Annotated in this window: 21 protein-coding genes; 5 read left to right on the forward strand and 16 right to left on the reverse strand. The window is 70.8% G+C overall.

Going from position 1 to position 20,885, the window contains the following annotated elements; all coding sequences use genetic code 11:
• Positions 1 to 3: 3 nt before the first annotated feature.
• The 7 genes from AB0C87_RS41910 to AB0C87_RS41940 all read right to left on the reverse strand — a co-directional run bounded on the left by AB0C87_RS41910 (position 4) and on the right by AB0C87_RS41940 (position 7,906).
• Positions 4 to 960, reverse strand: coding sequence for a DUF1702 family protein (locus AB0C87_RS41910; RefSeq protein WP_360582135.1), 957 nt, complete (start codon positions 958 to 960; stop codon positions 4 to 6).
• A 204-nt stretch (positions 961 to 1,164) separates the two neighbouring features.
• Positions 1,165 to 1,710, reverse strand: coding sequence for an LmbU family transcriptional regulator (locus tag AB0C87_RS41915; RefSeq protein ID WP_345182029.1), 546 nt, complete (start codon positions 1,708 to 1,710; stop codon positions 1,165 to 1,167).
• A gap of 481 nt (positions 1,711 to 2,191) precedes the next feature.
• Positions 2,192 to 2,602: a transposase gene (locus AB0C87_RS41920; RefSeq protein WP_353833757.1), complete on the reverse strand. Its 411-nt coding sequence runs from the start codon at positions 2,600 to 2,602 to the stop codon at positions 2,192 to 2,194.
• A 602-nt stretch (positions 2,603 to 3,204) separates the two neighbouring features.
• Positions 3,205 to 4,485, reverse strand: coding sequence for an AarF/UbiB family protein (locus tag AB0C87_RS41925; protein ID WP_360582137.1), 1,281 nt, complete (start codon positions 4,483 to 4,485; stop codon positions 3,205 to 3,207).
• A 5-nt stretch (positions 4,486 to 4,490) separates the two neighbouring features.
• Entirely contained in the window at positions 4,491 to 4,970 is a 480-nt protein-coding gene (locus AB0C87_RS41930; protein WP_360582138.1) for a hypothetical protein, read from the reverse strand.
• 635 nt (positions 4,971 to 5,605) lie between these two features.
• Complete coding sequence (locus AB0C87_RS41935; protein WP_345182019.1) at positions 5,606 to 6,256, reverse strand: winged helix-turn-helix transcriptional regulator; 651 nt, start codon at positions 6,254 to 6,256, stop codon at positions 5,606 to 5,608.
• Positions 6,257 to 6,403: 147 nt separating this feature from the next.
• Positions 6,404 to 7,906 carry a radical SAM protein gene (locus AB0C87_RS41940; protein ID WP_360582140.1) on the reverse strand — a complete coding sequence of 501 codons (1,503 nt, stop codon included), beginning with the start codon at positions 7,904 to 7,906 and terminating at the stop codon, positions 6,404 to 6,406.
• A 180-nt stretch (positions 7,907 to 8,086) separates the two neighbouring features.
• On the opposite strand from AB0C87_RS41940, the gene AB0C87_RS41945 reads away from it, so the two are divergent.
• The 3 genes from AB0C87_RS41945 to AB0C87_RS41955 are packed head-to-tail and all read left to right on the forward strand — an operon-like array spanning position 8,087 to position 10,515.
• Positions 8,087 to 8,815, forward strand: a complete 729-nt coding sequence (locus AB0C87_RS41945; protein WP_345182015.1) for an FkbM family methyltransferase — start codon at positions 8,087 to 8,089, stop codon at positions 8,813 to 8,815.
• A gap of 39 nt (positions 8,816 to 8,854) precedes the next feature.
• Positions 8,855 to 9,448 (forward strand): dTDP-4-dehydrorhamnose 3,5-epimerase family protein, encoded by a 594-nt coding sequence (locus AB0C87_RS41950; RefSeq protein ID WP_345182012.1) that lies wholly within the window; start codon positions 8,855 to 8,857, stop codon positions 9,446 to 9,448.
• Positions 9,449 to 9,459: 11 nt separating this feature from the next.
• The gene (locus tag AB0C87_RS41955; protein WP_360582142.1) at positions 9,460 to 10,515 is read left to right on the forward strand and encodes a glucose-1-phosphate thymidylyltransferase; all 1,056 of its coding nucleotides are present in this window, start codon (positions 9,460 to 9,462) and stop codon (positions 10,513 to 10,515) included.
• A gap of 31 nt (positions 10,516 to 10,546) precedes the next feature.
• Here AB0C87_RS41955 and AB0C87_RS41960 read toward each other — a convergent pair whose 3' ends face one another.
• The 4 genes from AB0C87_RS41960 to AB0C87_RS41975 form a co-directional block, all read right to left on the reverse strand.
• A complete protein-coding gene (locus AB0C87_RS41960) occupies positions 10,547 to 11,458 on the reverse strand; it encodes an arylamine N-acetyltransferase (RefSeq protein WP_353833754.1) in 912 nt (303 codons plus the stop codon).
• A gap of 104 nt (positions 11,459 to 11,562) precedes the next feature.
• Positions 11,563 to 12,399 (reverse strand): ABC transporter permease, encoded by an 837-nt coding sequence (locus tag AB0C87_RS41965; RefSeq protein ID WP_360582145.1) that lies wholly within the window; start codon positions 12,397 to 12,399, stop codon positions 11,563 to 11,565.
• A 108-nt stretch (positions 12,400 to 12,507) separates the two neighbouring features.
• Positions 12,508 to 12,996: an EF-hand domain-containing protein gene (locus AB0C87_RS41970; protein WP_345182002.1), complete on the reverse strand. Its 489-nt coding sequence runs from the start codon at positions 12,994 to 12,996 to the stop codon at positions 12,508 to 12,510.
• Positions 12,997 to 13,042: 46 nt separating this feature from the next.
• Positions 13,043 to 13,522: an SRPBCC domain-containing protein gene (locus AB0C87_RS41975; protein ID WP_345182000.1), complete on the reverse strand. Its 480-nt coding sequence runs from the start codon at positions 13,520 to 13,522 to the stop codon at positions 13,043 to 13,045.
• Between the two features lie 86 nt (positions 13,523 to 13,608).
• Here AB0C87_RS41975 and AB0C87_RS41980 point away from each other — a divergent pair, with 86 nt between their 5' ends.
• On the forward strand, positions 13,609 to 14,760 hold the full coding sequence (locus tag AB0C87_RS41980; RefSeq protein WP_345181998.1) for a nucleotide disphospho-sugar-binding domain-containing protein: 1,152 nt from the start codon (positions 13,609 to 13,611) through the stop codon (positions 14,758 to 14,760).
• Between the two features lie 60 nt (positions 14,761 to 14,820).
• Here the strand turns inward: AB0C87_RS41980 and AB0C87_RS41985 are convergent, their stop codons facing one another.
• The 5 genes from AB0C87_RS41985 to AB0C87_RS42005 all read right to left on the reverse strand — a co-directional run bounded on the left by AB0C87_RS41985 (position 14,821) and on the right by AB0C87_RS42005 (position 19,454).
• Positions 14,821 to 15,180: a metalloregulator ArsR/SmtB family transcription factor gene (locus AB0C87_RS41985; protein WP_353833753.1), complete on the reverse strand. Its 360-nt coding sequence runs from the start codon at positions 15,178 to 15,180 to the stop codon at positions 14,821 to 14,823.
• Between the two features lie 71 nt (positions 15,181 to 15,251).
• Positions 15,252 to 16,586 (reverse strand): AarF/UbiB family protein, encoded by a 1,335-nt coding sequence (locus AB0C87_RS41990; RefSeq protein WP_353833752.1) that lies wholly within the window; start codon positions 16,584 to 16,586, stop codon positions 15,252 to 15,254.
• Positions 16,567 to 17,235, reverse strand: a complete 669-nt coding sequence (locus AB0C87_RS41995; RefSeq protein WP_360359787.1) for a hypothetical protein — start codon at positions 17,233 to 17,235, stop codon at positions 16,567 to 16,569. The genes AB0C87_RS41990 and AB0C87_RS41995 overlap by 20 nt, the downstream gene beginning before the upstream one ends.
• Complete coding sequence (locus AB0C87_RS42000; RefSeq protein WP_353833751.1) at positions 17,235 to 18,119, reverse strand: methyltransferase domain-containing protein; 885 nt, start codon at positions 18,117 to 18,119, stop codon at positions 17,235 to 17,237. The genes AB0C87_RS41995 and AB0C87_RS42000 overlap by 1 nt, the downstream gene beginning before the upstream one ends.
• Positions 18,120 to 18,251: 132 nt before the next feature.
• Positions 18,252 to 19,454, reverse strand: a complete 1,203-nt coding sequence (locus AB0C87_RS42005; RefSeq protein WP_185024253.1) for a DUF6004 family protein — start codon at positions 19,452 to 19,454, stop codon at positions 18,252 to 18,254.
• Between the two features lie 290 nt (positions 19,455 to 19,744).
• Here AB0C87_RS42005 and AB0C87_RS42010 point away from each other — a divergent pair, with 290 nt between their 5' ends.
• Entirely contained in the window at positions 19,745 to 20,446 is a 702-nt protein-coding gene (locus AB0C87_RS42010; protein WP_360582147.1) for a class I SAM-dependent methyltransferase, read from the forward strand.
• Positions 20,447 to 20,885 lie beyond the last annotated feature (439 nt).

Here is a 20,885-nt window from a genome sequence, read left to right on the forward strand (position 1 = left end):
CCCTCACCCCTCGCTGTGCTTCCGCCATGCCTGGCGCACCCTCGCGCGCCACACCTCGTAACCCTCCGGACCGCTGCCGCAGCGCTCGGCGGTCACCGCCGCCTCGTCCGTCCACGCCGCGGCGACAGCGGGGGCGGCTCCGGTCAGCGTCTGGATCGCGGCCGCCGACCGCTCCGGCACCTCCTGCGACACCACGTGCGCCTTCGCCGCGAACGCGGCGCCCTGGGCGATGTGGTCCTCGAAGCCCGCGGCCCGCTCCATCAGCTCGCCCAACCGCTCCGGGGGCAGCGCGCCGGTGTACGCGGCGGCCAGCCCGATGCCCGCCCACACGTCCGACCTGCGGGCGGCCGGGAAGGCGCCGATCGTCTCGGCGACCACGACCGGATCGGCGCCGGCGTAGAACCACAGCGCCCGGCCGACCCCCTGGTCCCGGATCGTCCGCGTGCTTCCGCGCGCCGGCCGCTCGACCCAGTGCCGCACCAGCACCCGCCGGGACTTGAAGAAGGCCTGATGGAATCCCCAGCCGTCCCACGCGAGCCAACGCAGCAGCGGCCGCCCGAAGCGGATGCCCGTCCAGGGAGGCACATGCGTGCGCGCGTACGCCCATCCGACGCCGACGTGAATCAGATGGACATAGCGTGCGCCGGCCCCTTCGGCCAGCGCGCGCACTCTGCGGCCCCCCGAGAAGGTGGCCAGGTCGACCAGGGCGACGCCCATGGCCGCGCCTTCGAAGGCGAACCCGCGTAACCCGTGCGGCAGCGTCCCGAAGTCCAGGGTCGCCGGATCCGCACTCAGAGCGGTATTGAATCCGGTAGCGAAGCTCTCCACCACGTCCGCCAGCAGGGCACGAGCCCGCGGATCGCCCGGCGGAAACCCCAGGCGCTCGACGTCGAGGGTCTTGGGATCGATTTCCAGAAAGCCGCGCAACGGCGGCGCGAGCAGATTCCCTACAGCGGCCATTCCAACCCCACAGTGGCAATACCGACCGGTGGCGTTCAGCCAATGAATTTCTTTCGTACTGGCGAGGACCGCGGTGGCCTCCGGCCGATGCGGTGCATGGCGCTTTGCGGTCTAAAGATGACCGACTAGCGCCCCTTCGCCTACCGCGCAGTGCGCATGAGCGGCCTTACGCCCCTCTACTCATACACTCGGCCCGGCGAAATGTCACGCCTCTTCGTCGTTCTTCGCAACGGCCCCGGCGACCTGGCCCGCGGCCTGGTCGAGAATGACCACGATCCATTCCGCCAGGCTCAGCTCCATCGCCTCGGCGGCCTCCTGCCAGCGGCGTTGGCGCTCAGCGATCACATCGATGCGGACGGTGGCCTCTTCCGGCTTCTTGTCCTCGCCGCCGTTGCGGATTCCTCGCAGGCGCTTTCTGAGTTCTCTTCTCGTCCATCCCAGCTCTGCCGCCTGCTGGAGCCAGTGCTCCTGCTCGGACGGCGGAAGTGCGGCCACCTCGGCGTGGTGCTGGAGGCTGAGTTGGTCCCGCCGGCGGGACCTCGGAATGCGGCGAGCGATCCAAGCGTAGTTCTTGAGCGTCTGGTAGTCGAGCGAGGTGGCCTCTATGGCCATCCGGTACCGGTTCGGGTAATGCCGCTCCCCGTAGATGAGCCAGTCGCCGAGCCACCAGCGCGAGCAGTCCGAAATCAGGGATATCTGGCGTCCGATCCGCTGCCATGTCTCGAACGGAAGCCGAGGAGGCAGCTCCAATCCGCTCCGCCGCGGCCTCGCCGACTGGTCGAGAACCATTCTTGCCGCGGAGACGCGGTTCGCCTCTTCAATGGGGGACCGATGAGGCGTTGTGTAGCGCTGCCCATTCCCGGAGCCGGACACGAATATCCTCCCGAACCGTCGCGAGACGCTGCGTTCTGCCGAATCAAGTCAGAAACTGGAGATGAATCTGCCGACCACGGCTTTCAAGAATCTTCTCGGCCGTGGCGAATGCGAAATCCCCGAGAGACTTGAGTTCGGCCCCCTCCGATCGCCCGCCATCGTCGGCCGCCCCCCTTCGATCGCGCCTAACGCCCGCCGGCCGCCCACCTGCGATCGTCTCCAGCCGTCGGAGTGAGCAGCAATGATGGTCATCGTCAAACTATTTGAGCAGGTTGTCAATAGGGCGTATCGGTGATTAACGCCTTGCCGAGGAGATCTCACCGAGATGCGCCTGGAACATTGACCTTTCAAACGTGTCTCACGTGGAGTGGGGCATTTCCGGCGTCGGACGAGGACGGTCCGGTCCCCGCACCTCCGAGCGGGCGACGGCGGCCTCCACGATCGCCGACACCCAGCCGACCTGCCCGCTCGCCCCCGGCTCCGCCAGTACGGCGCGGTGCAGGCGCGGCCACAGCCCGGCCCCGGTCCACGCCGCGAAGCGCCGGTGCGCGGTGGGCACGCTGACCCCGAACTCGGCCGGCAGATGCCGCCAGGCGCACCCGCTGGTCAGCACGTACACGATCGCGGTGAACACCGTCCGGTCGTCCACCGGCGCCGTCCCGCCGCCCTGCCGCCGCGGCGCGAACTCCGGGATCAGAGGGCCGACGATCTCCCACAGCTCATCCGGCACCAGCCGGATCGAAAGGTCCGACAACACGACACTGATCATGCCGCATCCACGACCGAGCCACATGAGACATGCTCTTAGTAGTCTCGAACAGACAAGCGAGGGAAGCCGCACGGTCTGTTCACGTCGGCCCGAACAGCGCGAAGCCACGCTATGAAGTTGTCTCACCACAAAAGATCAGCTCAATGGCGTTCGGCTCTGCGTGATCTCGCTCATCGAGCCCGGGCGCGATGGCTCCGCGAAAAATCGTGAGGTTCGACGCCCGGGCCTGCGCGGCCGGCGCCGACCGGCCGGCCCTCATGGCGGCCACCGGGGCGCGGACCTGCTCCGGCGGCCGGTGCCGGTGGCGCGCCGGGATCGGGACGCCGGCGAGCGGGCCGCCTTGGGACCTGCCTCTAATTCCCCTGCCGGGCCGCCTGGTTCCGACCACGGGGCCGCCGCACCGGCAGAGAATGCACACGGTCGTCAATGCCGCGCCCTGCCGCCTATCCCGTGACCGGCAATCCGCCCGCATAAAGTCGATGAGATCAAGCTGCGGGGCTTCCCATTCACGGCCGGGCCCGCGAGCCCCGGTGCGACGCCGAGGGGCCCGGGACGCCCACCGGCCGGTTCTCACCCCGTGCGTGCCCGCCAGGGACGACCCCTCATCCGGTAACGCCGCTCGTCACAAGCAGGCCGTGCATCACGAAAGGCGCGGCCTCCAACTGGAAGTCCATCATCGGATGGTGACGCTTGACCACACCCTGCAATGTGAGCAGGCTGAGCATGGGGAATATGAACTCCGGCTCCGCGTGGAGACGGTGTTTCCGCTGGAGATCGAACAGATCCAGGCAGAACGCGGGGAGATCGAAGTCCCGGGCCACCATTCCGGCATTTCGCACGACCAGGTCGGAGACCTCCGCGCGAAAGGCCGCGATATCCGTCTCCGGTTCCCTGCGCCGCACCGTCGACAGCAGGATGTCGGCGCACGCCTCGCCGTCTCCCTGGATCATGCCGGCGAAGAACCCGGTGAACCTCTCCCGGGCCTCGCGGCCCATACGGAAGACCAGACCGGCGTCCAGCAGCACGACGGTGCCGTCGGGCATGAAGTAGGTGTTCCCCTGATGCAGGTCGACGTGAACGAAGCCCTCGACGAAGAGCATCCGGTAGACGGCGTGCACGAGCGCGGTGATCTGCGCCTCGCGGACTCGCGCGGGAAGAGTCTCGATCACGTCGCGGTCCAGGCCCTCGATGAACTCCATGGCGATGACCCCGTCCCCGCTCAGTTCGGGGATGGGCCGCGGGACGACGACGTCCGGCATGTCGGCCAGAGCGTCGTGCAGCCGCCGCAGGTTCGCCGCCTCCGCGCCGAAGTCGAGCTGGGCCATGAGGCAGTCGCCGACCTGGTCGACGATCTCCATGAACGGAACCCGCCGGAGCGCCGGGATCCGCGCGGCGACCCCGGCGGCGAACCGCAGCACCGCCATGTCCGCCGCGATCGCGGCGCCCGCGCCGGGGCGGCGGACCTTCACCGCCACCGCCCGGTCCCCGAGCTGCGCGCGGTAAACGCAGGCGATCGAGCCGCCGGCCGCGGACGGCCCCCCGACCGCCCTCACGAACTCGGGCGGGGTCCGGCCGAGCCCGGCCCGGACGGTCCGCAGCGCCTCCGCGGGGGCCATCGGCTCCACGCTGTCGTGCAGCCTGCCGAGCGCGGCCGCGGCCGTCTCCCCCACGAGGTCCACGCGGGTGCCGAGGATCTGCCCGGCCTTCACGAAGGCCCCGCCCAGCTTTTCCAGGAGGCGCGCGGCCTCGGCGGCCAGCCGCGGCCCGCGGGTGCTCCTCGGTGACGTCGCGACGATGGCCACCATACGGACCGCGGCGGCTCCCCCGAACGCGCCCAACCGGAAGGCCCGCGCCGCCAGGGAGCGGGCGGTGGCACGATCCACCACTCTCAGGCCGCCTTTCCGGAAAGCCCGTGCTCGAGCGCCTCCCGGAGTCGTGCGGGCCCGGCGTCGAAGGCCCCCTGCGGGACGGGGACCGGCTCCCCGACGCGGCGGAAGTCCGTCCAGCCGCCGGTGCGCATGCGGGAGGCCCGGACCCGCTCGGGCAGCCCGCCCACGTCCGGACGGCCCATCTCCACGACCTCCCAGCGGCGGAGCGGTTGCCGGAGACGCTCGACGGAGCGCGCGACGACCATTCCCGTCTCGTGGTCGATGGCCTCGGTGACGCTGAGACCGGGCGTGGTGACCGGCCCCAGATAGCACCGCGGCTCGGCCGCCGGCCACCGGCTCCAGGACATGTCGACCTCGACGTCCTCGGGATTGGAGCCCAGTCCGGGATAGCGCCAGGCCATGAGATCCAGATATCCGATGTCGGTCAGCGGAAGGCAGTCGAACAGATACCGCTCGACCAGGCGCACCGAATTCCTCATCGTGGGTATATGTGTTTCCACATCACATTTCCCAAGAGCGGGGTCCTCGGTTATCCAGACATGACTTCCGGCAAGTATCTGCGGCTGCAGAACGAATAGAGCCGTCACCGCCGAGTGGTCGACAAAACGGCGGCCTATCAGATAGCGCATGGGCCGCCGACCGATCGCGGCCTGGATGGCGAAGCCGTATGACGTCAGGCCGCCCGCGCTGAGATTCGGACGAACCGACCTGGTCATGCGCGCATGGTCCACTGATGGCACCTTCCCGATGACGGCCGCGACCGTGCTGTTCGCTTTCCGTCCTATCGGCGGTCAGAATCGGCTGGTGGTCTCATGTCGATGGCGATCACGTAGTGGGCTCATTACTCTGCGCCGGTGCAACGTCGTCGTCATGCCGTCACGGAATTCGAGGCGCTCGCCGCCAGTAAAAGCTATCGCCGCGACGGCGTCAAGATAGGACTTCCAAGTCCGGCGCGCGGCCGGCGGCGCGGCAGCGGAAGATCCGCCGTAGAACGCGGCATCGAGGCCCAGGGGTTCCGGTCGCAAGGGGTTTTACCGGCACGGGGTGCGGGCTATCGAGATGTGCCTTTGAAGAGCGGAAGGCGACCGCCGGCGCTCCCGGGAAGGGAGCTCTCTCAGGCCACCAGGCCGAGCAGGCGCGAGCAGCGGATGATCGCGTCCTCGTCGCCCTCCATGACGATCCGCTTGGTGAGCGTCGCCTCCAGCGGGTCGAGGCGCCCGGCGCCGATGTCGACGAAGGTCACCGCGTCAGTGTGGACCACGAGCGCCGGTTCGTCGGGCGCCTTCCCATGGGCGACCGCGACCTTGCCGTCCAGCACCGTGATGTGGAACACGTCGTCGTCGATGCGGAATTCGTACTGCTCGTCGGGGCCGTCCACGGTCGGGGCCGCCATCGCCTCCACCGCGAGAACCGCCCACCGGGGGCGCACGATGTACTCGGCCTTGGGCTCCGTGAGCACGCCGAGCCCCCACCGCGCGAGCACGAGCACCGCCTCGCGCAGGCCCTGCCCCTGCTCGGTGAGTTCGTACACCCGCACCTTCGAACCTTCGCGAGCCCGCTGCCGGATGATCCCGACCTCGGTGAGGAACTTCAGCCGGTCCGCCAGCAGGTTGGTCCCCAGACCGGGCAGGTTGGCCAGAAGCTCGTTGTAGCGGCAGGGCCCGGTGAGCAGCTCCCGGATGATGAGCAGCGTCCAGCGCTCGCCGACGATGTCCAGCGCACCGGCGAGGCCGCAGTACTGCCCGTAGTTCCGACGCTGATTCACGTGCCCGCACCGCCTCCCAGGTTCACTTTAGAAGTGTATACCCAGTTGGCCGCGCATCGCGGAACCTCGGCCGTGGCGGGGCGGCGCGTTCTCTCCCGCCTCCCCGCTCCTCACGGACCTCCGGCGGCCGGCCCCGCGCGAGGGCCCTCAGCTCTCCGTCGCGGCCCAGGCCTTCTTCGCGTTCTTCCACGTCGGGGAGTTGACCTCCTCCCAGGCTCGGCTGCGCAGCTCCTCCAGGACCTGCGACGGCACCACCGTTCCGGACATGTTCGCCCGGTAGATGTTCATCGTGTCCGGATCGAAGTCGCTGCGGAGATACCCCTCGGAGATCGCCGTGTCGAACAGCGGCGTCCCGGGGAGCGGGACCACGATGAAGAAGTTCGCGGCGTCGAGGCCGTAGGAAACGTGGTCCCGGGCCAGCCGTATCGTGGTCTCGATCTCTTCCAGGGTCTCGTCCGGGTACCCCATCATGTAGTTGCCGAAAATCTTGAAACCGTAGTCCTTCAAGGCCATGATCAGCGATTCGATGTCGGCCATCTCGATGTTCAGCTTGTTGCTCGCGTACTTGCGCAGGATCCGCAGATTGCCCGACTCGAACGGAAGATTGAGCTGGGTGAAGCCGGCCTCGGCCAGGGCCTCAAGCACCTCGTGGTCGGGTTTCCACCGCTTGAGGAGGTGGATGATGTTGATGCCGTTCAGATCGCAGATGTCGACGCCGGCGCCCCGGATCTTCCTCAGCAGCCGCAGGGCGCGCTTCTTCTCCCCCAGGAGCGAGTCGTCCTCGATCATCACGTGCTCCACGCCCAGCCCCTTCAGGACGTCCAGCTCGCGCAGCACTCGATCGTCCGACTTGGTGCGGTAGCGCCCGATCGGCCCGCTCATGCTCCCCTCCTGCTCCCCCGCGATGTGGCAGTAGGCGCAGTGGAAGGGGCAGCCGAGCGAGGTCATCATGTCCGCGTAGCGCAGCTCCGTACCGGACTCCCACACGCCCGAGTGGGGCCGGGCGATGGTCCAGTACCGGTCGTTCGGCAGCAGGTCCCAGGCCGGCATGGGAAGGGCGTCCAGATCCCAGACCACGTCGTCCGGGCGCGCGGGGTTGACGCGGATCCCGCCGGAGTCCCGGAACGCGACGCCGCTGATCCCGGCGAAGTCCGGGCGGGCCGACCTGCGCACCTCGTCGACGATCCTCGTGATCGTGCCCTCGGCCTCGGAGAGGCAGACGACGTCGAAACCGGCCTGGAAGAACTGCGGCAGCCGCGACCGGGCGTTGACGCCGCCCGAGACGAGGATCTTCTCCGGGAAGGCCGCCCGGATGAGCCGCGCGCAGTTCAGGACCATCGTCTCCTGGTCCGTGAAGATCGAGGTGATCCCCACGACGTCGTACTCCGCCGCCTCCTCCAGGATCCGCTCGTCGCTGACGCCCGTGCGCAGGAGGCCGCTCGGCAGCTGGACGGGCCTGTCGAACAGCCCTGCCAGCTCGTCGGAGTCGTCGCCCACGCACGCGTCGAAGACGCGCACGTCGACGCCGTGGTCGCGCAGGGCGCCGCCGAGGTTGGGGTAGGCGAGCGATCCGTTCGGCTTGCACACCGTCCCGGGGGCGCTCTGGTTCGGCGGGTACAGAAGCAGGACACGCACATCACGCAAGGCCATGTATGACTCCTCAACCGACGGCGTCCCGGTCCGTCCCGGCGTTCCGCCGGCGGACTCGCCGCCGCCGCACGCCGCGGACGCGGCCCCGGGGACCGCCCGGGCCCGCCATGCCATCTCACTGTACTATATGCTTCTAAAGTTAATAGCGCGGTGGTGTCCGTCTTCTCTGGAGGTACGTCGATGTCCCACGGGTCCTCCCCCGCCTCGCAGGGCCACGCCCTGACCGAGATCGACCGGTCCGCCGCCCCGGTGTACGTCAGATGGGAGCGGCAGCTCCCCGGGCTGATGGACCGGCTCGGCGTGGCACCGGTGGGCGTGGTGCAGGTCGGGGCGCATGTCGGACAGGAAGTGCCGGCGCTCGTCCGGTGCGGTTTCCGGCGGCTCGTCATGGTCGAGCCCAATCGCGACCACTCGGCGGCGCTCGCCCGCGAGCTCGGGCGCCACCTGTCCGGCCGGCCGGAGGGCGGCCGGCCCTCCCAGGAGGTCGTCATGGCCGCGGCTGGGCGGGAGCGCGGGACGGCCACCCTGCACGTCACGGAGTACGACCAGCAGGCCAGCCTGCTCGCGCCGCTGCCGCCGATGACGGTGACCCGGCTGGACACCACCGAGGTCGTCCCGGTGCGCGAGGTCCAGGACGGCTGCAACGTGCTCGTGGTGGACGCCCAGGGGGCGGAACTGGACGTGCTGGCGGGCGCGGACCTGGACCGGCTTGACCTGGCCGTGATCGAGGGCAGTGCGGAGGCCCGCTACCGCCGCGGGGCGACCCGGCAGGCCGTGGCGGCCTACATGCAGGACCGCGGCTGGCGGCTGGTGGCGAACTGGACCCACGCACGCGCCAACGTCGCCGACATGGCCTGGCTGGCCCCCTCGACCACCCTGCGCGCGGCGTACCGCGCCGACCCGAGCTGAGGGCGGGCCCCACGATGCGACTGCCACGATCGGCGCCCCATGCACGTCAGTGAGACGGCCGTCCCCGGGGCCTACGTCTTCACCTCCGACCACCACTCCGACCGGCGGGGCGGCTTCTTCGAGGTCATGCGCGCCGACGTCCTGGAGGCCGCGCTGGGGCGCCCGTTCGTCCCACGCCAGATCAACTGCTCGACGTCGCGGCGCAACACGCTCCGCGGGATCCGCGGCGTGGCCGTCCCACCCGGACAGGCGAAGTACGTCACCTGCGTCAGGGGCGCGGTGCGCGACATCGTGGTCGACCTGCGGATCGGCTCCCCCGCCTTCGGGCACCACGCGGTCAACGAGCTGTACGCCGGGTCGGGCCGGAGCGTCTACGTCCCGGAAGGCGCCGGCCACGCCTTCCTGGCGCTCACCGACGACACCTGCGTCTGCTACGCCCTGTCCAGCACCTACGCGCCCGAAGCCCAGATCTCCGTCAACCCGCTGGACCCCGATCTCGCGCTCCCCTGGGGGATCACGGAGCCGCCGCTGCTCTCCGACGGGGACGCGGCGGCGCCCACCATGGCCGAGTCCGTCTCCGCCGGTCTCCTGCCCCTCTGGCAGGAGACCGGCGCTCCTTCTCTGCGCCTGTGAGGAAGCAACCGATGAAAGCTCTGGTGCTGGCGGGTGGTTCGGGAATGCGGCTGCGCCCCTTCAGCCACTCCATGGCCAAGCAACTGATGCCGATCGCCAACAGGCCGGTCCTGGAGTACGTCCTTCTCAACATCCGCGCCCTCGGCGTCACGGAGATCGGAATCATCGTCGGCGACCGCGCCCAGGAGATCATCGATTTCGCGGGCGACGGCTCCCGCTTCGGCGCGCGGGTGACCTACATCCACCAGAAGCGGCCGCTCGGTCTGGCGCACTGCGTGATCCTGGCCCGCCGCTTCCTCGCCGACGACGACTTCGTGATGTACCTGGGCGACAACATGCTGCCCCACGGCGTCGCCGACATCGCCGAGGACTTCGCCGCGCGGCGGCCCGACGCCCAGGTGCTGGTGCACAAGGTGGCCGACCCGCGCGCCTTCGGGGTGGTGGAGCTGGACGTCGAGGGACGGGTCGAGCGGCTGGTGGAGAAGCCGGCGGAGCCCCGGAGCGATCTGGGGCTGATCGGGGTGTACTTCTTCACCCCGGCCGTCCATGAGGCGGTGGCGTCGATCGAGCCGAGCGCGCGGGGGGAGCTCGAGATCACGGACGCCGTCCAGTGGCTGGTGGCCCGGGGCGCGGACGTGCGGGCCAGCGAGTACGGCGGCTACTGGAAGGACACCGGCCGCGCCGAGGACGTCCTGGACTGCAACCGCCGGCTCCTGGAGTCGCTGCAGCCCGGGATCGCCGGCGAGGTCGACGCGCACTGCCGGATCGACGGCGCGGTCGTCGTCGAGGCCGGGGCGCGGGTCGTGCGCTCCCGCATCGAGGGCCCCGTGATCGTCGGCGCGGGCTCGGTCGTCGAGGACAGCCACATCGGCCCCCGCACCTCGATCGGCCGGGGCTGCGTCCTGCGGCGCGCCGGCGTGGCCGGCTCCATCGTGCTCGACAACGCGTCGGTCTCCGGCTTCGCCGGGCTGCACGACTCGATCATCGGCCGCAACGCCAGCGTGAGCGCCTCGGCCCGGTTCAGCCTGGTCGTCGGCGACGACGCGCGGGTCGAGCTCCCGGCATAGCCCGGCCGGTGCGCGGGCCCCGGGCGGTGCCTCAGGCCCGGGCCGCGGACCGCCGGGCCCTCGCCTCCAGCCAGGCCTCATGGGCGCCCCGGACCTTCGTCCACAGCGCGGTCCGGTCCTGCGGGCCCACGTCCGCCAGCGGCAGGCCGAAGACCTCGGCGAGCGCCCCGTACCACTCGGCGGAGGTGCCGAGCTCCCTGGTCGTCGTGCCGGAGTCGTCGATGTGCCGCAGCATGCATCCGGTGAGGCCGTCGACGCTCGTCGCGTCGCGCCGCATCACCGCGACCGTCCGCACCAGGCGAGATTCGGGGTCGGTGGCCAGGTAGGGGTGCCATTCGGCGAAGTCCGCCGGGCTCGCGGGCGCCATCGAGAAGTCGAGCCCGGCGATCGCGCCGCCGCGGTCGTGGTCGAAGCGCCAGGCGCCGGGCTCGAACCGCGAGGGGCCGAGGTGGAAGGCGAAGGGTCCCTGGCGGTACGTCCCCGCGCGCAGCGGCAGGGGCTCGTGCAGCCCGTCGCCGAGGCCGACGTCCACCATCCAGTCCTCGCCCTCGACGCTCACGGTGAGCACCAGGTGCGGGGCCGGTTCGGCCGGTCCGACCTGGGGCAGCTTGCGGGCGGCGTGCACGCCGGCCCGGTGCCACGTGACGTCGTATCCGAGGGCGCCCAGCAGAGTGGAGAACGCGCCGTTGAGCTGCACGCAGTACCCGCCGCGTCCCTTCAGCACCTGGCGGGCCGCGTCACGCGGGTCCGCGGTGGTCGGCCGTCCCAGCTGGATCTCCAGCACTTCGTACGGCACCCGCTCCACATGGGCCCGGTGCAGCGCGAAGAGCCCGGAGAGCGAGGGCTCGCCCGGGTCGCCGATGCCGAGGCGCTCCAGGTAGGCGGCGACGTAGCCGGGCCCGCCGGGGACAGGCGCGGTACCCGATGTGTACTGGTCGGCCATGGCCCTCCGTCCGGAACCGGGTGCGGTCGCGCCACCACACGCACTTTACTTTAAAGTAGCACAAGCCGGACTCGCCCCTGGGAGGGCGCGGCGACCGTCCGCCGCTACGCGCGGCCGCGTCGCGAGTACGCGTACGCGGTGAGCGGGGCGAAGACCGCGACGAGGATCGCGCAGGCCAGGAACGCCCGGCCCATCTGGCCCGCGGTCTCGGTGCCCTGCATCAGCCCGCGCACGGCCGTCGCCGCGTGCGTGATCGGGTTGAACCCGATGACGGTCTGGAGCCACGACGGCATGGTCTCGCGCGGCGCGATGATGTTGCTGCCGAACAGCAGGACCGAGTCCAGCGTGATGATGAGCATCTGCGCCGACGCCGCCGTGCGCACCGCCACGCCGATCAGGGCCCAGATCCACGCGAGGCTGAAGGCGAACACCTGGAGGAACAACAGCGCCAGCACGACGCCGCCCGGGCCGCCGTCGGGGCGGAAACCCAGCGCCAGCCCCAGCAGCAGCGGCACCACCGAGGCCACCGCGTACCGGACCACGTCCCCCAGCATCGCCCCGACCAGCACCGACGACTGCCACACCGGCAGCGACCGCACCCGGTCGAACACGCCCTGGTCGATGTCCACGTTCAGCACGAACCCCGTGTTCATGCTCGCGAGCACGATCGCGATGACCGAGACCCCGGGCAGGAAGAAGTCCAGGTACTCGCTCGGCGACCCCGCGATCGCCCCGCCGAAGAGGTAGGTGAACAGCAGGGTGAACATGACCGCCTGCAGCAGGGCGCCGAACAGCCCTTCGGGCGCCCGCTTGATCTTCAGCAGCGAGCGGAACGCGAAGGTCAGCGACGCCGAGAGCACACCCGCCCTCGGCGGGCGCTCGCCGGGCGTCAGCAGGGGTCCGCGCACTCTCTCGCCCGCCACCGGCTGGGACGTCGTCATCTCGCCCGCCTCCCTCACTCCGCGCTGAGCCGTCCAGGCCAAATAATAAACCCGCAGCTTATATAAGACAAGTCTAATGACCCGCCGGCGGAGCCGCCCCGGAGCCGATCAGGCGTGGTCCCGGTGATAGAAGTCCTCGATGTACTTCACGAAGGGGTCCCTGTCGAGATAGCCGTCCCCGTCCTCGTCGAGCCGCTGGAACCCGGCGAGGCTCTCCAGCTGCGGGTAACCCGTCGCCGAATGCGTCGTCATCCACACCTGGAGGGACACCCGCGCGTCGGCGTCCGCGCCCATGTCGAACACCGCGACACCCCAGGGGATGGCGACGTCCTCGATGAATCCCGGCCGCTCGTGCGAGGCGACCCACTGCTCGCGGCTCACCTTCTTGTCCCCCGCCTCGTCGACGCTCCCCTCCAACCGCTGGAACAGCCGGTTGGACGGCCGCGTGATCGCCAGCCACTGCGGGGAGCCGGGCGACACGTGCAGCGCGCGGCACCACCGCTGCACGAGCAGGTCGACGTCGGTCTGCTCGATGACGCCGTCGCCGTCGTGGTCGAACGCCTTGAAGAGGGCTTCGTACTCTTCGGCAGTGGCCATGCGGAACACTCCTCGGGTCGGAACGCGCGGCGCGCGGCGCCGCCGGTCAGGCCTCCGTCCCCCGCAGCACGGGGTCGAGGCGGTTCAGGAGGATCGATCTCCACGCGGTCTCGTGCTCGTCCCTCGTCCGGTCGTCGGGGAAGCCCGCGTGCGTCAGGCGCAGCAGGGAGCCGCCGGGACGGGGCGACAGCTCGACGGTCAGCACCGTCTCGACCCCGCGGGTCCCCGCCTCGTTGAGCCACGTGAGTTCGAGCAGCCGGTCCGGGTCGACCCGGAGGAACCGGCCGTAGTGCGGATGCCGCCGTCCCTCGTGGAACGTCTGGAAGAAGTAGGGCGCGTCGACCTCGGCCTTCATCACGATCTCGCCCGGCTGGGCGAACCACCGGTCGAACCGCTCCGTCCAGGCGCGGAACACCGCGGCGGCCGGCGCGGCCGCGGGGTGCTCCACGATCGCTCGGTACGGCCTGGCCGACAGGTCGGGCGGGCAGATCGGCGGCGTCACGAACCCCTCCAGCTCGCTAGACACTTGAACTATATATAGTAATCTCCTGGAGGAGTAGACCGGAGACCGCCTCGTCGGCGCCCCGGTCCCGCCCCCGGGAGGATTCCACCATGCGCGTGCTGTTCATCTCCGTTCCCGCGGCCGGCCACGTCTTCACGCTCGTGCCCCTGGCCTGGGCCTTCCGCTCCGCGGGCCACGAGGTGCTCGTGGCGCTCGCGGAGCGCCCCGAGTGGGCGGCCGGGGCCGGGCTGCCCGTGGTCGACGTGGCGCCGGGCTACAGCGCCGTGACGATCGCGCAGAAGGTACTCGAGGACGATCCCGGATTCGCGGAGACGTGGTTCCGGAGTGTCGGGCCGGACAGGGACATCTCCCCCCGGGCGCCCATGTTCGCCGGGTTCAACCGGCCGCTGGTCGCCGGGACCATGGAGGTGGTCGACCAGTGGCGCCCGGACCTCGTCGTCTACGAGCAGACGACCACGGTCGGGGCCATGGCGGCGGCCAGGCTCGGCGTCCCGGCCGTCCAGCGGAACCTGGGGCCCTTCACCACCGGGCGGACCCACCAGCTGACGGCCGGGCTGCTGCCGGACCTGTGCGAGGAGTACGGGGTCCCGGCCATCCCGCGGCCCGCGATGATCCTGGAGCGGCTGCCGCCGAGCATGCTGCACGCCAGGCCCGAGGGCGGGTTCATGGGCGGGCACTCCTACGACGGCGGCGGCGTCCTCGGCGGGCTGTGGCGCCAGCGGCCGCAGCGGCCGCGAGTCGTGCTCTCGCTCGGCGGCGGCTTCTCGGCCAAGTTCTTCGGGCTCGGCACCCTGCCGCCGGTCATCGAGGCCGCGTCGAAGGTGGACGCCGACTTCGTGCTCGCGCTCGGCAACGTCGACACCTCGGCCCTGGGCACGCTGCCGCCGAACGTCCGGCCCGCCGACGGCTGGGTCCCCTTCGGCGAGCTGTTCCGGACGTGCTCGGCGGTCGTGCACCACGGCGGCGCCAACACGGTCATGTCCGCGGTGGAGGCCGGCATTCCCCAGATGGTCGCCCTGGACCCGCAGGACGTGGCCTCGGAAGCCATCGGGCAGGACGTGCGCGACCGGGGCATCGGCCTGACGGCGCCCGCCGAGGAGATCACCGCGACGATGCTGGAGCGCCTGCTGGAGGACGAGACGCTGCGGACGGCGACCGCCGAGGTCCACACCGAGGTCGCGGGCCTGCCGTCCCCCGCGGCGGTCGCCGCCGAGCTGGCCGGCCTCGTCGCGCGCCTGTAGCCCGTCCCCCCGTCCGCCCGCCCGTCGCGAGCCGAGGCCCGGGGCGGGCGGCCTGGCGGATCAGGCCTTCCGCGGTGCCCGGTCCCCCGCCGTGCCGCGCGCCTCGCGCCGGCCCCTGGCGACCTCCGTGGCCAGGGCGTCGAGGGGCTGGGCCCAGAACCCGCGGAACTGCTCCAGCCACGTGTCGACCTCGCGCAGGGGCGCGGGGTCGATCGCGTACAGCCGCCTCGTCCCCTCGGCCCGGACCGAGGCGAACCCGTGGTCGCGCAGCACCTTCAGGTGCTGCGACACCGCCGGCTGGGAGATGCCGAACTCCTCCTGGATGACGGCGCAGATCTCCCCGGAGGAGTGTCCGCCGGCGGACAGCAGCTCCAGGATGCGGCGGCGGACCGGATCGCCGAGAACATCGAACGCGTGCACGGGATAATAATAGCAAACTTATATAACTCGGCCTCGAACGCGGGCGGAGGCCGGGCGTGCGCCCGGTGGGGCTACCGGGCGCCGAAGAGGCCGCGGTTCAGGACGGGCTTCGCCGTCTCCTGGAAGTCGATCTCCGGGTCGAGCTCGCGGATGGTCCCCTCGATGACGAGCAGGGACAGCAGCGGGAAGATCAGCTCGGGCGCGGCGTGGATGCCGAACCGGCGCTGCAGGTCGAACATCTCCGTGGCGAAGGCGATCAGGCTGAACTCCTTGGCCGGCAGGCCGTGGCTGCGCTCGACCAGGTCGGCCATCCGCACGATGAAGCCGTCGAGGTCGGCGTCGTCGCGCACCCCCGCCGAGCTCTCGATGACGATCTCGGCGCAGCGGCTGCCCCGGCCGGTGGACATGTTCATGAAGAACTCGGCGAACAGCCGGCGCAGGCGCTCGGTCAGCTGCACGCTGAACCCGGCGTCGAGCACGACGACCTGCCCCTGGCGGGTGAAGTAGAGGTTCCCCGGGTGCATGTCGCAGTGCACGAAACCGTCGACGAACAGCATCTGGTAGATCGCGGTCAGCGCCGACGCCGCGAACCGCCGGCGCACCGCCGGAGGGCACTTCGCCGCGGCGCCCACGTCCAGGTCCGGGATGAACTCCATGACGATGCAGCGCGGCCGCGACTCCGCCTGGTGCACCTGCGGAACCCACACCCGGGGCACGGGCGCCAGGTTGTCGCGCAGCCGCGTCAGGCTGTCAGCCTCGCGGGTGAAGTCCAGCTGCCCGAGGACGGCGGCGCACATGCTGTCCACCACGTCGGTGACCGGAACGCCGCGGAACACCGGCAGGCGGGCGGCCAGCGCGGCGCCCGCCCTCATCAGCGCGAGGTCCTGCCTCATCACCCGGTCGATGCCGGGGCGGCGCAGCTTGATCGCCACCTGGCCTCCGGAAGCGAGCGAGCCCCGGTACACGGAGGCGACGCTCCCGCTGGCGACGGGCCGCTCCTCGACGTGCGCGAAGCGCCCCTCGGCGGCCCGCGGGCCGTAGGCCTCCGCGAAGGCGCGGCGCGTCTCCGCGCGGTTCAGCGGCGCCACCGAGTCCTGGAGGACGGACAGCTCGTCGCAGAGGGCCGCGGGGAGCACGTCCCTGCGGGTGCCGAGCACCTGACCGGCCTTGATGAAGGTGGGGCCGAGCCTCATCAGCAGGACGGCGGTCCGCCGGTAGAGGTACCGGCGTCCCGCCGTGCGGCCGCGCGTCGCCGTCCGGACGAGCCCGGCGGCCACGGCCGGCACCAGGGTCACGGCGACGATCGCCATCACCCGCGCGCCCCGGCCCGCGAGCGCGAGCGGCGCGGGGGCCTCGCGCACGGCGGGGGTCGGCTCCGTGCGCCGCTCAGCGCCTGTCGTCGTCATGGCTCTGCCTGCCTCCGGTGATTCCGGGCACCTCGATCGCCCGCAGCTGGAGGGTCGCGTGGTCGCAGTACCAGATCAGCTGGCCGTCCCAGGCGATCCCGGTGGGACTGCCGTTGACGGTGATCGACGCCACCTCGCGCCCCTGCTTCAGATCGACCAGGTTGATGGAGCATCCGCGGTAGTCGGCGTACGCCAGGTAGTCGTCGGAGACGGTGACCCCGGCGACCGGACGGCGCACCGGGAAGCTGGCGATCAGCCGCAGGTCCTCGACGCTTCGCAGGTCGACGACCTGGAGGTCCTCGTATCCCGTCCACACGCCCTGGCTCGTGGCCTCGAGCCCGCACAGGTGCCGCCCCGGCCGCGGGTTCGGCAGCTCGCCGACGACGTCCCCGGACTCGGGGTCGATGACCCGCAGGGTCCGCCGCTCGCCCACGACCTGGACGAGGCTGCCGCCGATCGTGGTCAGGTCCGTGCGGACGCCGGGGCACGGGATCCTCCGCACCACCTCGCCGGTCCGGGGGTCCATCGCCGCGATCTGGTTCTGCACGGCCTCGGAGTACCAGAGGTACTGCCCGGTCCAGGTCAGCCCGCACAGTTTCAGGCCGCCGCGAACCGGGATGTCGCGCACCGACCCCGCCGCGTAAGGCATCAGCGCCCTCCCTTCCTGCTGAGGCCGCACTCAAGCCGCCAGTCGGTGGCCACCCGCACGTCTTCGGGCCGGTGCATCCGGACGTGCAGCACGTCCCCCGCCGCCACCGCGGTGTGCCGCAGCGGCCAGATCCAGACCGCCCAGTTGCAGCCCGGATACGAGGGGAGGTTGGACAGCGTCACGCCCGGGGCGAGGGTGGCCGTGAAGTATCCGGCGATGGCGTGCAGCCGGCCGGCCCGGTTGATCGTCAGCCGCCGGCTCGGCCGCTGCTGCTCCCCCTTGCCGCCGCGCTGGTCGGCGATGGCCGCCGGCTCGCTGAGCAGCGTGGGCGGGCGCTGGAAGAAGTGCAGCTGGGCGGCGGGGGCTACAGATTCCTGAACCGCGTCCAGCCGGTAGCCGAGGAAGTCCTCGTTCCAGAGACCCCAGCCCTCGCCGTCGAACTCGATGGCGGCCAGCCGGGTGACCAGCCGCTCCGGAACGATCCTGCCGCCGGGGGCGAGGTTGCGCCGCGCGAAGGAGCCGAGGACCTCCATCATCTGCTCCTCCGGCCCGAGGTTGCCCATCATCTCCGAGACCACGACGTCGGCCTTGACCGGCAGCCGTACCCGGCGCGCGTCCGCGTGGACGAGGGTGAGCCTGCCCTTGAGGTCGTTCTGCTCGGCGATCCTGGCCGCGACCTGGGCCATCTCAGGGTCGGCCTCGACGGCGTAGACGTGCTCGGCGCCGCACCGCAGCGCGAGCATGGACAGCGCCAGCGTCCCCGCCCCGACGTCGGCCACGACGCCTCCGGGCGGGATCGCGTCCTCCAGGGCCCGCTCGTAGGCCTCCAGCCGGGGCCGGTCGGCGAGCATCGCCTGGTGCATCAGCAGCAGTCGCTGGTCCACGACGCCTCCCCTTCTCAGGTGCCCGGAACGGCCGGCGGGGCGGGCCGCACGCGCGTCCCGGCGGGACTGGAACTATTGGAATTTCCATCAGATCCAGTCCCGCCGGTCGCGTCAAGAGGCTCGCGGGAAACCTCAGATGTTGACCGCCGCCGTCTCGCCGACGTGGGCGTCGCGCATCGCCAGCCGGACGCCGGTCAGCCGTGCCTTGACCGTGCCGTCGGTGGTGACGAGCGGCGAGTCCGCGCCGACCATGCGCAGCTCACTGCCGGTGGCCTCGAGGTCCCTGAGCTTGCCGGACACGTGGGCGGGCCGGGCCGCGTACAGGTTGCCGTGCGGCGTGACCAGCTCGAACTCGGCGTCGATGTTCAGCTCGCTCGGGAACCTGACCCGGCTGAGGCTGTCCTCGGTGCCGTCGCCCAGCGTGCCGCCCGACGGCCGCGGCCAGCTGGCCCGCAGCATCACGCGGCCGCCGAGGGCCTCGTTGTGGCCGACCATGGCGACCCGGGCCATCTGGGCGAGCACGCCCTGGCCCTCGTCGTGCTTGTCGGGGCCGAACAGGAGGATCTCCGTGCCGGCGGCCTTGCGGTAGTCGCCCTCCAGCTCGATGACCTCGGTCTTGCCGTTGACCTCGACCTCGATCTGCCCCTCCAGGGAGACCTGCATGATCATGGAGGGGTCGACCAGCATCGACATGCAGGGGCCGGCGCTCGCGGCGAAGAACACCGTGGGCGTCAGGCCGACCGGCTCGTTCTGGTCGTTGGCCGGGTACCAGGCCTCGGGCAGGGTGGTCCCGCGGACCACGTTGGGCGCCTGCACCACGTCGAACGGACCGTCACCGCGCGGGCTGCCCAGGTACGGGCCGGTCAGCGGCTTCTTGTACGGCGGGATGCTGTCCACCACGCCGTAGATGTCGATGACGTTGCGGTGGGCCAGCCGCAGGGTGCTGGTCTCCAGGATGCCGAAGCGCCGGATGTAGAACTCGGCCGGGAAGTTCTTGCCCGGGACGATCTGGCGCACGTGGCCGGAGTTGGGGAGGAACGGGTTGGACAGCACCTGGATGCGGTCGTCCAGCTCGTAGCTGTACCCCTTGATGCCGACCTCGGGCGCGCTGATCAGCTCGGTCTCCAGCTCGGCGTGGCCCTTCTCGTCCACCCGGTGCTCGAAGCCCGGCATCGGCCACTTGTTCAGCTGGACGAAGCCGGACAGGTTGATGGTCTCCCGCCGGCCGGCGTAGTAGTCGTCGCCGAAGACGACGGTGGCCGCGGCGAGGATGTGCGGACGAATCGGCTTGGGTTCGAGGTTGAGGGACTCGTACGTCTCACGGAGAGAGCTCAAACCAGACACCTCCAGCGTCTGTCGAGAACGTGTGGTGGGCCACTGCCTGGTCCGCGGATCGATGACGGGGCCCTGTCGCTGAAGTTTTATATAGCGATTCCCCCTCGTCAACCCCTCCTCGGGACGCCTCTCCGCAGCCCGGGACGGCCGAGGATTTCACTGGCCACTTAACTGACCAGCTCAAAGCGAGCGCGACGAGAGGGTGGGGCCGGCGCGCGCGCCTTGGAAATGAGAAGGATGTTGCTACAATTTATTAAAGTTTCTCGGAGAACCGCGGAGGGACCGGGGCCATGTGCGCGCTCAAGACCACGCCGGTGACGGCGGAACTGTACGACTACCTCACGGCGCACAGCCTCCCCCCGGACGACGCGCAGCGCCGCCTCATGGAGCGGACCGCCCGGCTCGGCCCGGTGGCGCGGATGCAGATCGGGCCTGACGAGGGAGCGTTCCTGACGCTGCTGACCAGGCTCATCGGCGCCCGCCAGGCGATCGAGATCGGCACGTTCACCGGGTACTCGTCGCTCTGCATCGCGCGAGGGCTCGCCCCCGGCGGCCACCTGCTGTGCTGCGACGTCGACAAGGAATGGGGCCGCATCGCCCGGGAGGCGTGGGAGCAGGCCGGGGTGGCGGACCGGATCCGGCTGCGGCTCGGCCCCGCGCTCGACACGCTACGGGCGCTCCCCCCAGATCCGGTGTTCGACCTCGCCTTCATCGACGCCGACAAGGAGAACTACGTCGCCTACTACGAGGAGCTGCTTCCGCGCATGCGGCCGGGAGGCGCCGTCCTGGCCGACAACGTCCTGTGGCGCGGCCATGTCGTCGACCCCGTCGACGACACTCCTCCCGAGGAGCTCTCCGCGACCAGGCGCGCGAGGGACGCCGACACCCGGGCGATCCGCGAGTTCAACGCCCATGTCGCCGCGGACGGCCGGGTCGAGGCGGTCATCCTCTCGATCGGGGACGGCGTCACGCTGATCCGCAGACGGGACTGACCGCGCTCGGAACGCTCATGCCCGACGCCCACCCGGGGCCGCGGGAGGACGGAGCCGCGCGGCGGCCCCGTCCGCGGGACGGCCGGGACGCCGCCGGGTGGAGTCCCGGCCGGCGCCGCGGGTACTCGTGCGGGCCGCCGGGCCGTTCGGCGGGACCCGGAGCCAGGGCGTCGACCATGGGATGGTTTTCGAGAGACATGGGTCCCCTCCAGGTCGAGGCCGTCGTGCGGACGGCCGGCCGGGCCCGCGGCCTCCCGGGCTCTTACGCCCATTGCGAACAGCCGCCGATCCTCGCCAAATCACTTTAGAATCTGATAGTAACCGGCACCCCCGGGAGGAGCGAGGAGATGTTCGAGAGGTTCACCGACCGCGCGCGGCGGGTTGTCGTTCTGGCTCAGGAAGAGGCCAGGATGCTCAACCACAACTACATCGGTACCGA

Source organism: Actinomadura sp. NPDC048021 (assembly GCF_040653135.1).
GTDB classification, from domain to species: domain Bacteria; phylum Actinomycetota; class Actinomycetes; order Streptosporangiales; family Streptosporangiaceae; genus Spirillospora; species Spirillospora verrucosospora.

What these genes read in the sequence shown, in the direction of transcription:
- AB0C87_RS41995 (WP_360359787.1), bottom strand. Translation starts at nt 17,235, where the DNA reads ATGCCTTACGCGGCGGGGTCGGTGCGCGACATCCCGGTTCGCGGCGGC.
- AB0C87_RS41910 (WP_360582135.1), bottom strand. Translation starts at nt 960, where the DNA reads ATGGCCGCTGTAGGGAATCTGCTCGCGCCGCCGTTGCGCGGCTTTCTG.
- AB0C87_RS41950 (WP_345182012.1), top strand. Translation starts at nt 8,855, where the DNA reads ATGCACGTCAGTGAGACGGCCGTCCCCGGGGCCTACGTCTTCACCTCC.
- AB0C87_RS42010 (WP_360582147.1), top strand. Translation starts at nt 19,745, where the DNA reads ATGTGCGCGCTCAAGACCACGCCGGTGACGGCGGAACTGTACGACTAC.
- AB0C87_RS41940 (WP_360582140.1), bottom strand. Translation starts at nt 7,906, where the DNA reads ATGGCCTTGCGTGATGTGCGTGTCCTGCTTCTGTACCCGCCGAACCAG.
- AB0C87_RS41960 (WP_353833754.1), bottom strand. Translation starts at nt 11,458, where the DNA reads ATGGCCGACCAGTACACATCGGGTACCGCGCCTGTCCCCGGCGGGCCC.
- AB0C87_RS41980 (WP_345181998.1), top strand. Translation starts at nt 13,609, where the DNA reads ATGCGCGTGCTGTTCATCTCCGTTCCCGCGGCCGGCCACGTCTTCACG.
- AB0C87_RS41965 (WP_360582145.1), bottom strand. Translation starts at nt 12,399, where the DNA reads ATGACGACGTCCCAGCCGGTGGCGGGCGAGAGAGTGCGCGGACCCCTG.
- AB0C87_RS41920 (WP_353833757.1), bottom strand. Translation starts at nt 2,602, where the DNA reads ATGATCAGTGTCGTGTTGTCGGACCTTTCGATCCGGCTGGTGCCGGAT.
- AB0C87_RS41930 (WP_360582138.1), bottom strand. Translation starts at nt 4,970, where the DNA reads ATGAGGAATTCGGTGCGCCTGGTCGAGCGGTATCTGTTCGACTGCCTT.
- AB0C87_RS41970 (WP_345182002.1), bottom strand. Translation starts at nt 12,996, where the DNA reads ATGGCCACTGCCGAAGAGTACGAAGCCCTCTTCAAGGCGTTCGACCAC.
- AB0C87_RS41945 (WP_345182015.1), top strand. Translation starts at nt 8,087, where the DNA reads ATGTCCCACGGGTCCTCCCCCGCCTCGCAGGGCCACGCCCTGACCGAG.
- AB0C87_RS41955 (WP_360582142.1), top strand. Translation starts at nt 9,460, where the DNA reads ATGAAAGCTCTGGTGCTGGCGGGTGGTTCGGGAATGCGGCTGCGCCCC.
- AB0C87_RS41990 (WP_353833752.1), bottom strand. Translation starts at nt 16,586, where the DNA reads ATGACGACGACAGGCGCTGAGCGGCGCACGGAGCCGACCCCCGCCGTG.